The sequence below is a fragment of the Allobosea minatitlanensis genome, assembly GCF_964020775.1.
Genome location: NZ_OZ224509.1, coordinates 3,576,217 through 3,589,782, shown reverse-complemented (window position 1 = coordinate 3,589,782; position 13,566 = coordinate 3,576,217). Strand labels below are relative to the sequence as shown.

11 protein-coding genes are annotated in these 13,566 nt (G+C 72.6%); 4 read left to right on the top strand and 7 right to left on the bottom strand.

From position 1 onward, the window contains the following. Positions 1-66 precede the first annotated feature (66 nt). Positions 67-1,656 carry an ABC transporter substrate-binding protein gene (locus ACWH43_RS17740; RefSeq protein ID WP_158444567.1) on the top strand — a complete coding sequence of 530 codons (1,590 nt, stop codon included), beginning with the start codon at positions 67-69 and terminating at the stop codon, positions 1,654-1,656. Positions 1,657-1,748: 92 nt separating this feature from the next. Here the strand turns inward: ACWH43_RS17740 and ACWH43_RS17735 are convergent, their stop codons facing one another. Beyond that, entirely contained in the window at positions 1,749-3,011 is a 1,263-nt protein-coding gene (locus tag ACWH43_RS17735) for a peptide ABC transporter permease (protein ID WP_158444568.1), read from the bottom strand. A 182-nt stretch (positions 3,012-3,193) separates the two neighbouring features. On the opposite strand from ACWH43_RS17735, the gene ACWH43_RS17730 reads away from it, so the two are divergent. Together ACWH43_RS17730 and mobA are read left to right on the top strand one after the other, a co-directional pair. Continuing rightward, positions 3,194-3,709 carry a DUF2478 domain-containing protein gene (locus ACWH43_RS17730; protein WP_158444569.1) on the top strand — a complete coding sequence of 172 codons (516 nt, stop codon included), beginning with the start codon at positions 3,194-3,196 and terminating at the stop codon, positions 3,707-3,709. Between the two features lie 48 nt (positions 3,710-3,757). Further along, entirely contained in the window at positions 3,758-4,384 is a 627-nt protein-coding gene (gene mobA / locus ACWH43_RS17725) for a molybdenum cofactor guanylyltransferase MobA (protein WP_158448149.1), read from the top strand. Positions 4,385-4,658: 274 nt separating this feature from the next. Here mobA and ACWH43_RS17720 read toward each other — a convergent pair whose 3' ends face one another. The 3 genes from ACWH43_RS17720 to ACWH43_RS17710 all read right to left on the bottom strand — a co-directional run bounded on the left by ACWH43_RS17720 (position 4,659) and on the right by ACWH43_RS17710 (position 6,577). Further along, positions 4,659-5,069, bottom strand: coding sequence for an SRPBCC family protein (locus ACWH43_RS17720; RefSeq protein ID WP_158446877.1), 411 nt, complete (start codon positions 5,067-5,069; stop codon positions 4,659-4,661). Positions 5,070-5,205: 136 nt separating this feature from the next. Next, positions 5,206-6,318 (bottom strand): Mrp/NBP35 family ATP-binding protein, encoded by a 1,113-nt coding sequence (locus ACWH43_RS17715; protein ID WP_158446876.1) that lies wholly within the window; start codon positions 6,316-6,318, stop codon positions 5,206-5,208. Positions 6,319-6,349: 31 nt separating this feature from the next. Next, a complete protein-coding gene (locus ACWH43_RS17710) occupies positions 6,350-6,577 on the bottom strand; it encodes a sulfurtransferase TusA family protein (protein ID WP_158446875.1) in 228 nt (75 codons plus the stop codon). A gap of 197 nt (positions 6,578-6,774) precedes the next feature. On the opposite strand from ACWH43_RS17710, the gene ACWH43_RS17705 reads away from it, so the two are divergent. Beyond that, positions 6,775-8,022, top strand: coding sequence for a molybdopterin molybdotransferase MoeA (locus ACWH43_RS17705; protein WP_375797002.1), 1,248 nt, complete (start codon positions 6,775-6,777; stop codon positions 8,020-8,022). Positions 8,023-8,036: 14 nt separating this feature from the next. Here ACWH43_RS17705 and ACWH43_RS17700 read toward each other — a convergent pair whose 3' ends face one another. The 3 genes from ACWH43_RS17700 to ACWH43_RS17690 all read right to left on the bottom strand — a co-directional run bounded on the left by ACWH43_RS17700 (position 8,037) and on the right by ACWH43_RS17690 (position 13,357). Continuing rightward, positions 8,037-8,813: a TIGR02186 family protein gene (locus ACWH43_RS17700; RefSeq protein WP_158446830.1), complete on the bottom strand. Its 777-nt coding sequence runs from the start codon at positions 8,811-8,813 to the stop codon at positions 8,037-8,039. Beyond that, a complete protein-coding gene (locus ACWH43_RS17695) occupies positions 8,810-9,739 on the bottom strand; it encodes a sulfite exporter TauE/SafE family protein (RefSeq protein ID WP_158446829.1) in 930 nt (309 codons plus the stop codon). Before ACWH43_RS17695 ends, ACWH43_RS17700 begins: the two co-directional genes overlap by 4 nt. Positions 9,740-10,015: 276 nt before the next feature. Further along, the gene (locus ACWH43_RS17690; protein ID WP_158448204.1) at positions 10,016-13,357 is read right to left on the bottom strand and encodes an SEL1-like repeat protein; all 3,342 of its coding nucleotides are present in this window, start codon (positions 13,355-13,357) and stop codon (positions 10,016-10,018) included. Positions 13,358-13,566: the final 209 nt, after the last annotated feature.

Here is a 13,566-nt window from a genome sequence, read left to right as displayed (position 1 = left end):
CCGGCTGCGGCGGGGCCTGGAACGGCAGGGGCCTTGCCGCGTTGCCGACACAGCAGAGGAGGGGAGATGCCGCGCGGATTGGCTGCCGCCCTTGTGTCTGCGTGGCTGGCCCTTCTCGCCCCGGCCGCGGCGCAGGCTTTCGTCTGGGCGCGCTCGAGCGACGCGCTGACGCTCGACCCGCACGCGGTCGACGAAGGGCCGACCGTCGCCCTGATCCAGAACATCTATGAAGGCCTCACCGAGCGGGACCGCACCGGGCGGCTCGGCCCGTTGCTCGCCGTTTCCTGGCGCATGCTGCCGGAAGATCCGCGGGTCTGGGAGTTCAGGCTGCGCGGCGACGTCTTCTTCCAGGACGGGAGCCGGTTTTCGGCGGACGACGTCGTCTTTTCCTACCGGCGCGCGATGCAGCGGAACTCCGGCTTCCGCGACCATCTCGCCACAGTGGTCGCGGTGGAGAAGCGCGACGAGCTCACCGTGCGCGTGATCACGCGCGGACCCAACCCCGCCTTCATCGAGAGCACGCCGACGATCTTCATCATGAGCCGGGCCTGGACGGAGCGGCATGGAGCCGCGCTCGTCCCGGAGGAGCCGGCCTCCGGCGCCTCTTTCGCCAATGCCCACGCCAACGGCACCGGCGCCTTCATGCTGGTGTCGCGCCAGCCGCGCGTCAGGACCGAGCTGCGGCGCAACGACGGCTACTGGAATCGCGGCCATGTCCCGCTCGGCCTCGCCGAGCTGACCTATCTGCCGATCCCGCAGGCAGGCGCGCGCATCGCCGCGCTGCTCGCCGGCACCGTCGACTTCCTGCAGGACGTGCCGATCCAGGAGCTGCCGCGCCTGCGCGCCCAGCCGGGGCTGACGGTCACCTCCGGCGTCGAGAACCGCGCGATCTTCCTGGGTTTCGACCTGGCCTCGCCGCGCTTGCGGGCGACGGAGGCGGGCGGGCGCAATCCCTTCGCCGATATCCGCGTCAGGCGCGCCCTGGACCTTGCCATCGATCGCGACCAGATCCAGCGTATGGTCATGCGCGGGGAGGCCCTGCCGAGCGGCGTCGTGATCCCGCCCCTCGTCAATGGCTGGACCCGCGAGCTCGACACGCCGCCGCCCTTCGCCCCGGAGCGGGCGAGGCGGCTTCTCGCCGAGGCCGGCTATCCGAAGGGCTTCTCCACCACGCTCTATTGCCCGAACGACCGCTATGTCTTCGGCGAGGAGACCTGCCACGCCGTGGCCTGGATGCTGGGCCGGGTCGGGGTGCGCGTCACCGTCGTCGCCTGGCCGCAGGCCGAACTGTCCCGGGCGCTGCTGCGGACGCCGGGCCCCGACTTCTTCCTCGCCGGCTGGGGCGCGCCGACCTATGACAGCGAGCAGGTCTTCTCGGCGCTCTACCACACCCGCGACCGGCTGCGCGGCTTCTACAACGCGACCGGCTACAGCGACCCGCAGACCGACGAGATGATCGACAGGCTGTCGCGCGAGATCGACCGGGGGCGGCGCGACGCGATCATCGCCGAACTCTGGCAGAAGCTCCGGGGCGAGCTGATCTACCTGCCGCTCTACGACCAGACGCTCAGCTATGCGATGAAGGAGGCCTACGACATCCCCGTCGACGTCTCCAACATGCCCAAGCTCAAGCTGGTCGCGGCGCCGAGCCCGTAGGCCCAGGCCGATTCGAGATTCCAGAGCATCGGCCCGAAAAGTGGAAGGCGGTTTTCGGGAAAAGCCGATGCAGAATCAAAGAGCTAGATGCTCTAGGAGCCGGAGGCCGGAGGCGTCCCCGCCCTGGGGCGGGCAGGGCTGGCATGCCGCGTCGGCAGCGGCACCGCCGGTCGGTCGGTCCGGTACTGTCCGCGCGCGATCGCGCCGAAGATCAGCACCACGGCGGTCAGCGTCATCAGCCACCAGGGCAGCAGCGGCGCGAAGCCGAAGGTGCCGAGCGCGAAGGCGGTGGTGAACGCCGCGACGCCGCCGGCCGAGAGGGCGCCCGGCATCCGCCCCGCCGCCCTGATCGCGAAATACAGGCAGGCGGCGGCCGTGGCGGCGCCGACCAGCCCGAGCTCGTACCAGGTCTCGAACAGCAGCGTCGCCGGGGCCGGCTGCGGCAGCACGCCCGTCATCTGGCCGCGCAGCACGGTGTCGAGGCCGTGGCCGGTGACCAGCTCGACCGGCGACTGCCGGATGACGTCGGCCCAGATCGACAGCATCTGCGCGAAGTCGCTGGAGCCGTCCGGCAGGAGCGAGACGAGCGGCGCCAGCAGGAAGGGCAGCAGCGGCGCGAACAGCATCAGCCCGGCGACGATGGCGGCGATGGCCCGGGTCGCCCCGTCGCGGCTGGCGGTGACCGCCCCGAAGGCGACCGCGCCGAAGATCATCGCCATCGTCTCGCCGTCCTCGAAGCGGGTCAGCGCCAGCAGCCCGACGACCAGGGCGAGCCCGAGCGCGGTCATCCCGCGCTCGCGCGAGAGCAGCCAGGCCAGGGCGGGCCAGGCCATGATGAGGATGATCGAAACGCCGCGCTCGACGGCGCCCTGGGGCGCATCCGCATGGCGCAGCGCCGCGACGACGATCAGCCCGAGCGCGAAGACGCCGGCGATGCCGGTGCCCAGCGCGGCGAGGTTGAGGTTGGAGGCGCGCATCCGCTCCGGCAACGCGGCAAGCCCGACGAAGCCGAGGGCGACGGCGAGCGCCAGATTCCCCGCCTTCTCCGCCGCCGTGCCCGGAAAGGGACTCCAGACCAGCGAGAGCACCGACCAGGCGATCAGCCCGAGCAGGATCAGGCCGGGGCGGCTGAGCAGGGCCGCCTTGAGCGCGGCGAGGAACTGGCCCGGCTCCTCCACCAGGGCCGCGATGATCAGCAGGCTGATCCCGATCGGCACCAGCACCACGGCGGCGCGGCGCGAGACCAGCGCCGCCAGAGGCAGGACCAGGACGAGCGTGGCGAAGCCGATGCGCCGCAGCAGCCGGGCGGCGTCCGCGGCCGGGTCGAGCTGGGTGGGGGGAGAAGGTCGGTTCATGCGTTCCGGATCGATGACGGGCCTCTGGCCAGCCCGGCCGCCCGGATTGAGCCGCCGCCACCCTAGCGGCAGACTCCGGGCCCGGCTGTAGGTGCGCGGCAACACTCGGCCGGCATCTCGCCAGGAGCCGATCCTCGCGCGGAACGCTGGCACCTGCCGCGGCTTCGTGAGATGATTCGCCGATGACCCGCCTGGCCGCCATTCCCTATGCGAGCGATTTCAGCATCGACGCCTTCATGCACGGCGTCGTCGCGCGGCTGCGGCGGCGCGGCCTCAGGCTCGGCGGGGTGATCCAGCACAACGATGCCGAATGCGCCGACCGCTGCATGGCGATGTCGCTCGAGGATCTCGCCAGCGGCGCCCGCTTTCCGATCAGCCAGGATCTCGGCCCCGCCGCCGAGGGATGCCGGCTCGACGCCGCCGGGCTGGCCGCCGCCGCTTCCGCCTTTGCCGGCGCGCTCGCCGAGCGCGCCGATCTCGTCGTCGTCAACAAGTTCGGCAAGCAGGAGGCCCTGGGCGAGGGCCTGCGCGACGAGATCGCGAAGGCGGTGATGGCGGGGCTGCCGGTCCTGCTCGCGGTCCGGCTGGATTTCCTTCCGGCCTGGCGCGCCTTCGTCGGCGAGGACTGGGCCGAGCTCGCCGCCGATGCCGACACCGTCGAGCGCTGGGTCATCGATGCGACGCGCCTTGCGGCCTGACCGCGCCGCAACCCCCGCCGCGCGGTCGCCCGCTGCCGGCGTGCCGCGATGAGCGGCGCCGTGCCGGCGGCGACGCCGGGCCTCGTCCTCGCCGGCGGCCTCTCCCGCCGCATGGGCGGCGGCGACAAGCCGCTCCGGATGCTGGCCGGCCGGCCGATCCTCGCCCATGTCGTGGAGCGGCTGCGCGGGCAGTGCGACGGCCTGCTGATCAACGCCAATGGCGATCCCGCCCGCTTCGCCGCCTACGGCCTGCCGGTGCTGGCCGATACGGTGCCGGGCTTCGCCGGGCCGCTCGCGGGCATCCTCGCCGGGCTGGACTGGCTCGCCGCCGCGCGGCCGGGCGCCGGCTGGCTCGTCAGCGTCGCCGCCGACACGCCTTTCGCCCCGAACGATCTGGTCGCCCGCCTGCATGCCGCCCGCGCCGCGGCCGGGACGGCGCTGGCCTGCGCCGCCTCCGCCGGGCGGCGGCATCACGCCATCGGCCTCTGGCCGGTCGAATTGCGGCACGATCTGCGCGCCGCCCTGGCCTCGGGCGAGCGCCGGCTCGGCCGATGGACCGAAAAGCATGGCGTGGCCGTCGCCGAATGGCCGGCCGAGCCGGTAGACCCCTTCTTCAACATCAACACGCCGGAGGAACTGGCCGAGGCGGATGGCCTTCTGCGGCGACTGCGTTAGCGAAAGCCGAGTTCGGGTCCTCCCGGACGCAGCGCCCGGGTCCGATCTTCGATCGGCCCGAGGATAAACGCCGCGGAGATCCGGGATCCATGCCTTTGCCGGACAGGCTAGCGCATCGGACCGAAAAGTGGAATCCACTTTTCGGAAAAATCCGATGCACTAACAATAAGATAGATCATCGTTACCGCGTCCGAAAGGACGCGCGATGATCTAGGGCACGGATCCCGGGTCAAGCCCGGGATGACCGCGTCTTTCTGAACAGAATCGACAGGCTCTAACGACCTCCGCCCTCCAGCAGCGCCTTCAGCGCCGCGAGGTCGCGCGCCACCATGCCGGCATCGGCGGCCATCTCGTCGTCGGACATGCCGGGGCGCTGGAACAGGGTGAAGATCACCTCGGCGCCGTCGCCATTGGCGACGACGCGCATCGGGTTGTGCATGGCCGGGCCGCCATCGGGGATCACGGCATGGTCGAGGACGCCATGGTTGTTCGGCTCGCTGAACAGCACCCGCATCCGCCCCATCGGCGTCTCCGCCTGCCAGGTCATGCCCTCGACATGGACGAAGCTGTGGCCGAGCCCTTCGGCCCATTGCGGGAAATGCGCGGGGTCGGCGAGGAAGGCGTAGACCTCCTCGGCCGGCCGGGCGATGCCGATGCTGATATGCCGGGTGGGGAAGACGGCCATCGCATGCCCTCCACTGCTCGCGTTTAGAACAAAGGAAGAACATAAAGCCCGCGCCGTCAAGCGCCTTTCGACGCCGGCGGCCGGTGCTCTCGAGGCTGCTCCATGTTCACGGAGGCACGCTGCGGCGCTCGGCGCTCTACTCGATCACGATGCGCGGCGCCGCCCGCGTCGCGCCGCCGAGCGAGGCCTGCACCTGCCGGGCGAGCGCCAGATAGGCCTTGGCATGGGCGCTTTGCGGCTCGCTGGCGACGATCGGCCGGCCGCCGTCGGAGGTCTCGCGGATCGGCATGGCGAGCGGGATCTCGCCGAGGAAGGGCACGCCGAGCCGCTCCGCCTCGTGCCGCGCCCCGCCATGGGCGAAGATGTCGGAGCGGTGCCCGCATTCCGGGCAGATGAAATAGCTCATGTTCTCGACCAGGCCGAGGATCGGCACCGCGACCTTGCGGAACATGGCCACGCCGCGGCGCGCGTCGAGCAGGGCGAGGTCCTGCGGCGTCGAGACGATGACCGCGCCGGCGAGCGGCACCTGCTGGGCCATGGTGAGCTGGGCATCGCCGGTGCCGGGCGGCATGTCGACCACGAGCACGTCGAGATCGCCCCAGGCGACCTCGCGCAGCATCTGCGTGATCGCCGAGATCACCATCGGCCCGCGCCAGATCATCGGCGTCTCCTCGTCGACGAGGAAGCCGATCGACATCACCTTGAGGCCATAGGCCTCCATCGGCGCCAGCGTCCGGCCCGAGACGATCTGCGGCTTGCCGGCGATGCCGAAGATCTTCGGCATGGAGGGGCCGTAGATGTCGGAGTCGAGCACGCCGACCTTGAGCCCGAGCGTCGCCAGGGCGACGGCGAGATTGGCGGCGGTGGTCGACTTGCCGACGCCGCCCTTGCCGCTCGCGACCGCGATGATCTGCCTCACGCCGGGCACGCCCGCGGGCTTCGGCGGCGCGCCGCCGGGGCGATGCGCCTGCTGGCGCGCCTGCATCCCGGCGGAGGCCGGCGCCTTGTCGGCGGTCAGGCCGACCAGCACCTGCGTGACGCCGGGCAGCCCGCCGACCGCGCTTTCCGCCGCCCTGCGCACCGGCTCCATCGCATGGGCCTCGGTCGCGTCGATGCCGATGGCGAAGATCACCTTGCCGCCGTCGATCAGGATGTCCGCGACACGGCCCGACGCCGCGAGCGATTGCCCGCTCGCCGGCAGCTTCACCAGTTCGAGCGCCCGCAGGATGTCGGCTTGGGAAAGGCTCACCTCGGAAGACTCCGTACGTTGCGCGGCCGTCTCAGGCCGCCTTGCGGATGTGGAAGACCAGCGTGCGGCCTTCGCCGGCCCGCTGCTCGATCGCGTCGCCGGTCTCGCGCGCCAGGTTCGGCAGGTCGATCGCCGCCATCGGGTCGGTGCAGCGGACGACGATCAGGCTGCCGGCCGCCGCCGTGCCGAGCGCCTTGCGCACATGCAGCACGGGCAGGGGGCATTTCAGGCCGCGCAGATCGAGCGCAATCGTGTCCATGGTCGCGCCCGGTCGGGTCGTTGAGGTCGTCATGCTTCATATGATGGCTGTCCGGGCCGGGGCAACCTGCCTCGTCGCCGCGGCTTGACCGGCCGGCGCCTGGCAAGGGAGAAAGCGCAGGGGCTGCGGCATCGGCCGCGGCTGCCGGAGAGGCGGATTGCGATGGCAGCGGACGGTCGAGGGCAGCGGGAGCCGCGATGGCGCGCCTGAAGGGCATCGGCCCGGGCCGGGCGATGATGACGGTCGACGAGGCCGGCCGGCGCGCGGCTTCGCTGGCCGCTCCGGTCGCCGGCGTGGAGACGCTGCCGCTGGCCGAGGCCGACGGGCGGGTGCTGGCCGGCGACATCGTCGCCGGGATGCCGCTGCCGCCCTTCGCCAATTCGGCCGTCGACGGCTATGCGCTGCGCTTCGACGATCTGGCGGCGGCTGCCGAGACCCGCCTGCCGCTGCTCGGCCGGGTCACGGCCGGCGAGGCGGCGAACGCGCCGCTCGGCCGCGGCGCCCTGCGCATCTTCACCGGCGCGCCGATTCCGCCGGGAGCCGACACCGTGGTGATGCAGGAGGACGTGACCTGCGACGGCGCCGTCGTGGCGCTGCCGCCGGGCTTGCGCCGTGGCGCCAATCTCAGGCCGGCGGGCGAGGATGTCGCCCAAGGCGAGCGCGTGCTCGCGGACGGGCACCGCCTGCGTCCGCAGGATCTCGCCCTGCTGGCGGCGCTCGGGCTCGCGCGCGTCGCGGTGCGGCGGCGCCCGCGCGTGGCACTGTTCTCCACCGGCGACGAGCTGACCGAGCCCGGCCGCCCCCTGCCGCCGGCCGGGATCTACGACGCGAACAGGGCGTTGCTGCGCGCCCTGCTGGCGCGCGCCGGCATCGAGACTCGCGATCTCGGCATCCTGCGCGACGAGCGCGACAGCCTGGCCGCCCGGCTCGGCGAGGCGGCGCGCGACTGCGATCTCGTGATGACCTCCGGCGGCGTCTCGGTCGGGGAGGAGGACCATGTCAGGGCCGCGCTGACGGCGCTCGGGACGCTCGATTTCTGGCGCGTCGCGATCAAGCCGGGCAAGCCGGTCGCCTTCGGCGCGGTGGCGGGCACGCCTTTCCTCGGCCTGCCGGGCAATCCGGTTGCGGTCTTCGTCACCTTCGCGGTGGTGGCGCGCCCGCTGCTGGCGCGGCTGGCCGGGACGGCCTGCGCGCCGCTTCTGCCGGTGCCGGTGCGGCTTGGCTTCGCGCATCGCAGCAAGCCCGGGCGGCGCGAATATCTGCGCGTCTCGGTCGCGCCCGCGGCGGACGGGGTTGCGCTCGCCCGGCGGCATCCCGGCGAGGGGGCGGGCTCGCTCGCTTCGCTGGCGCAGTCGGACGGGCTGGTCGAGATCGCGGAGGAGCGGCCGCTGGCGGAGGCGGGCGAGATCCGGCCCTTCCTGCCCTATTCCGCCCTTCTCGGCTGAGCCGGCGCGGCCGCTCAGTCCCGCCGGAAGACGACGCTCGCGCCCCAGCCGAAGAACAGCGCGAGCAGGACCGTGACCAGCCCGTAGAGCCAGGGCCAGTCATAGGCGCCGGAGGCGAGGCGCTGTTCCGTGCCGGTCTTGATCACCTCGAAATTGGTCTGCTGGCGCGCCAGCGGCACGCCGCCGGCATAGAGCACCACGTCGACGGTGTAGGAGCCGGTCGGCGCCGTCGCCGGCACGTCGATGGGCGCGCTGAACAGCGCGCTGGAGAGGAAGGTCACGCCCCGCTCCTCATAGGCGTAGAGGCCCTTTCCCTGCATGATCCGCACCAGGCTTTCGCGGAACAGGGTGGTCGAGGCGCTGTCGTCGTACCAGCCCTGCGAGGTGCGTTCGGCGTTGAGCAGGCCGACGCGGTCGCGCCGGGCCGTCTCCGGGCTCATCATCTCGGCGATCGGCCGGCTGCTCGCGACGAGCAGGAAGACCGGGTTTTCCGGGAAGCGGCGCTGGGTGGCGTTGATCCAGATCGGCCCGAGCCGTTCCTTCTGGCGCACCAGCAGCATGCGGCGCGGGCCGCGCACCGTGACGACGATGTCGTAGGGGTCCCCGCGCGAGACGCTGCGCCCGTCGCGCTCGACCTGGCCGAAGACGGTGAGCTGGCTGCCGGTATAGTTGGAGGTGATCTGGATCTGGTGGCTCGACATCGCCGCGATCAGCGTCTCGGCCCGGCCGGCGGCGATCCCCGCGGGGAGGAGCAGGAGCAGCAGGGCGGCGAGATGCGGGAGCCGTCTCATCGCGCGCTCTCCGGCACGACCACGGAGAAGGGCTCGCTCGGCGCCAAGAACAGCTCGATCGCGAAGCGCAGGCCGACCGAGAGGATCAGCAGGGCGAGCAGCAGCCGGAAGGATTCGACGTTGAGGTTGCGCGCCGCCCTGCCGCCGAACTGCGCGCCGATGACGCCGCCGAGCAGGAGCAGGGTGGCGAGGATGATGTCGACGGACTGGTTGGTGACGGCGTGCAGCAGCGTCGCGCCCGTCATCGTCACCAGGATCTGGAAGAGCGAGGTGCCGACGACGACCGCCGGCGGGATGCGGAAGAAATAGATCAGCCCCGGCACCAGGATGAAGCCGCCGCCGACGCCGAGCACCGCGCCGATGAAGCCGATGACGACGGCGAGCAGCGCGATCGGGATCACGCTGCAATACAGGCCGGAGCGCGGAAAGCGCTGCCGGAAGGGCAGGCCCATCCACCAGGGATGCATGCCGCCGCGCCGCCTGCGCCGGGCCGGCTTGCCCGCCCGCACGCGCAGCATCGCCCTGAGCGCGTCGTAGAGCATCAGCCCGCCGATGATCGAGAACAGCGTGACATAGGACAGGGTGATGACCAGCTCGAGCTGTCCGAGCCGCCTCATCGCGTTGAAGAACAGCACGCCGAGCACGGTGCCGACGATGCCGCCGGAGACCAGCACGCCGCCGAGCTTGAGGTCGAGCGCCCTGCGCCGCAGATAGGTCAGCACGCCGGTCATCGAGGAGCCGGCGACCTGCGCCGCGACGGTGGCGACCGCCACCGCCGGGGGAATGTCGAGGAAGATCAGCAGCGGCGTCAGCAAAAAGCCGCCGCCGACGCCGAACAGCCCGGAGATGAACCCGACCGCGCCGCTCAGGCCCAGCACCATCAGCACGCTGATCGGAAGCTCGGCAATCGGCAGGTAGATCTGCACGTCTTTCCCTCACGGACGGCGCCCGGGCGGTCCCTGGGCGCCGCTGATTCTAGGCTAGCCGGGTTAAGGCGAACTGTCGAAAAGAGAAGACGGGCGCTCGCGCGGCCCGTCTCCGGAGACGATTCATCTTCCTGCCGCGCCGATACGTCGGAAGCATGACGTATCGGCGGAGCCCGGCGTATCGGGCTGAACATCGTATCCGGTCAGATCCGCCGGCTCGTCGATCCTGCGGCGGCTCGCCCCGGACAACCGCGTTCCGCTCTTCGGGCCGATGCTCTAGCTGCGCGACGGCTTGCCGGGTTTCGCCGCCGCGGCGGTGGGGCCGGCATCCCAGCCCTTCGGGGGCGGCGCGACCTCGTTGGCGGCGGCGTCGAGCGGCTTCGGCTTCCACTCGGCGGCGCGGGCCTTGGCGGCGGCGAGCTCGTCGGGCTTGAGGCGCTGGGCGACCTCGTCGCGCTTGCGGGCGGCGTCCTCGTCGCCCTGGCCCGCCGCGACGGTGAACCAGACATAGGACTGCGCCAGGTCGGTCGGGGCGCCGAGGCCGCGCCCGAGCAGGACGGCGAGGTTGTACTGGCTGTCGCGCACGCCGAGCTCCGCCGCCTTGGCGAACCAGGCGGTCGCCGTGGCGTAGTCCGGCTTGCCGGCCGCGCCCTCGGCCGAAAGCACGGCGAGGTTGTGCATCGCCTTGGCGTTGCCGCGCTCGGCGGCGCGCTGGTACCAGATCCGCGCGAGCGCGATGTCGCGCGGCGCTCCGACGCCCTTCTCGAACATGTTGCCGAGGCGGAACTGCGCCGGGGCGAGCCCGGCGACGGCGGCGCGCTCGAACAGGCGCAGCGCCAGCTTGGGGTCGCGGCTTCCGACGGGACCGTCGGCGGCGCGGCTCGCCAGCTCGTAGACGGCGCGCGCATCGCCGTCGAGCGCCGCCTTGCGCAGCCCGGCGCTGCCGAGCCCGGCCGGCAGCTCGCCGAGGCCGGTCACCGGCTGGACCGGCTCGGGGGCCGTGGCGGTCTCCGGAGCCGCCTGCGGCGCCTCCAGCGAGGGCAGGTTCGCGGCGGTGGAGGGAGTGGCGAAGGATGCGGCCTCGCCGTTTCCGGCCGTGGCCGTGCCGGAGGGGGCTGAGCCGGAGGCGGGCGACGCGGCCGAGGACCGGTCCTTGGCCGGCACCGGCTCGGCCGGCGCCGGGGCAGGCGCTTCCGAGGGGGTCGCGGCGGGCGCGGCCAGGCCGCGGCTCTGGTTGCTGACCGTCCTGGTGTCCTTGCGCAGCGTGGTGGTCACCACCTGGGCGGTGCCGAGCGCCAGGATCAGGGCGGCGAGGCCGAGCAGCAGCGGCCGCTTGCGCTTCTCCATGATCTCGCGCAGGCGGTTCGGGCTCTTGGCGGCGGGTTCGGCCGTGGGCGCGGGCGCGGCCGCGGCCTCGCTCGCGGCCTTGGCCGAGCGGCGCGCGGCGGCGATCAGGCTCTGGCGCACCGATTGCGCGTCCGGGCTCGGCGCGGCGGCCTCCGGCCGCGGGCGGCCGGAGCCGGGCTCTAGCGGCAGGTCGAAGGCCGAGGCCGGCAGGGCGAGGCTCGGCTCGGTGCGCCTGGCCGCGCCGCCGGCCGGGCCCGGGCGGCCCGGCATGGCGAGGTCCGGCTCGCGCGGCTGCGCGGCCGTCGACTGTGCCGGCTCCGGGCGCATCGCCGCTTCGAGGGTGCGCGCGGTGGCGGAGCGTCCCGCCGCCGGCTTGCGCTCGCCCAGCAGCTCGCCTTCGAGATTGGCGAGGCGGCCCATGATCGCCTCAAGCGTCTGGTTGAGCGCGCCGAGCGCGTCCTGGGTCTGGCGCTCGGACGAGATCTGCGTGTCGCGCAGGCCGGAGACCAGGCTCGACAGCTCGGTGATGCCCTTGCCCGGCGCGGGCGAACCCTTGCCCTGGGCCAGCGCGGCCCGCTCGGCGGCGGTTTCGTCCCGCATCGAGCGCAGATGCACGACGAGGTCCTGCAAGGTGCGCTCGAGGCCGCTTTCGGCGCTGCGCGTCGCGGCGGCCTCGTCGAGCCTCGCGGCGATGCCGGCGATCTGCTGCTCCAGCGCCTCGAAGGAATCGGAATTCGCGCCCGGCGTGCCGGCCTCGTCGATCTTGTCGGCGAGATGGCGCAGCATGTCCTCGATCGGGCGCAGGTCGGCGGAAGCTTCGCGGGTTTCGGCCATGCGGGCGAATTCGCTCGAGGCGGCGATGCTCTCGATCCGCTCGGCCAGCGTTTCGATCTGGCGGATGACGGCGGCCGGGCTCTGCGCGGCGAGCTGCTCGACATGCTGCTGGAGCAGGTCGATGCGCCGGTCGAGCTGGTCGGCGGGGCGCTGCGTCGCGACCTCGTCGAACTTCTGCGACAGCCTGTCGATCTGCTCGGCGAGCGCGGCCAGGGGCGCGGCCTCGAAATCGCGCGGCCGGCTCGAAAGCAGGCTGCCGCGGATGTCGTCGATGGCGGCGGAGAGGCTGCGCATCTCGCGCATGTCGGGCTGGGTCTCGCGCAGGCGGCCGATCTCGAAGCCGAGCATGGCGATCTGCTGCGACAGCTCCTCCAGCCGGTGGTCGCCGTCCTTCTGCGCGAAGAGGCCGCGCAGCTCGGCCATGTCGCGCGCCAGCGGCGCCAGATCGACACCGGCGCCGCCGGAGGCGAGGGCGTCGACCCTGGCGGCCAGCTCGGCGATGTCGTGCTGGAGACGCGGGTGGTCGCCCTGGGCACGATCGCGCGACAGGCGGGAGACCTCGGCCTCGAGCCGGGCGAGCGGCTTCAGGATCGGTTCGAAATGGTCGCGGCCGGAGAGCTTGTCGAGGCGCTCGCCGAGGGCGGCGATCTTGCTTTCCAGCGATGCGGCGCGCTCCGCGGCGAAGGGCGCGGCCGGCCGCTGCTGCGCCGCGCCGCGTCGCGCCTCGGGCGAGAGCCGGGCGCCGAGCTCGCGCAGATCCGCGCGCAGCGCCGAGATGCGCTCCTGGGAGGAGGGCTCGGTCGGTGCCGGTTCGTCCTCGTCGCGGTCGAGCAGGCGCTGGCGCGAGCGGATGTCGGTGACGGCCGCGGCGAGCCCGTCGCGGCTGAAGGCCAGCCGGGGGGAGCGTTCGCCGGCGGCCGGCTGCCGGGTTTCGCCGGCGCGGCGCTCGATTTCGACGATGCGCTCGCCCATCGTCTTGATCGCTTCCGCGATGACGCTGGTGGCCCGCTCCTGGCGTTCGGCGGCGGCCCGCTCGCCGGAGGCGAGGCGATCCTCGGTCTGCTCGATCCAGCGGGCGATCGAGTCGAGCGCGCCCGCAGTGCGTGCGCTGGTCTCGCGCGTCAGCTTCTCGGCGGTGGCGGCCTGGCGCACCAGCGCGTCGATCTCCGAGCGGGAAGGGGTCTGGCGGACGATGCGGGGCGCCGTGTCGGTCTTGCCCTGCGAAAGCTGGGCGAGGCGCTCGGACAGCGCCGCGATGTCGAGCTGCTCCGGCGGTGCTGCCGGCGCCTCGGCCTCGAAGGCGTCCTCATGCGCGTCGCGGATCTTGTGGTCGAGCCACGCGCCCAGCGTCATGCCGGCGCGGCGGGCTGCCGCCTTCGCCGCATCGCGGGTTCTCGGATCGACGCCCTTGACGCTCCAGGGCAAGCTGTTCGCCATCTTCGTGCTCGCCTCCAGGGCCTTGTCTCGCGGCAGGGCGGCTCCCTGCGCACCGCAGCCACCGCGCGATCCGGCGATCCGTGAAAGGAAGGTTGACGAGGTCACGGGACCGGTCCGCGCCTCCGAGATTTCGCCGGCATGGTAAACACCGGGTTAAGAATTCCGCCTCACCCGTTAATTTTCCGCGAAGAGGCGCCGGGCGATGCGTC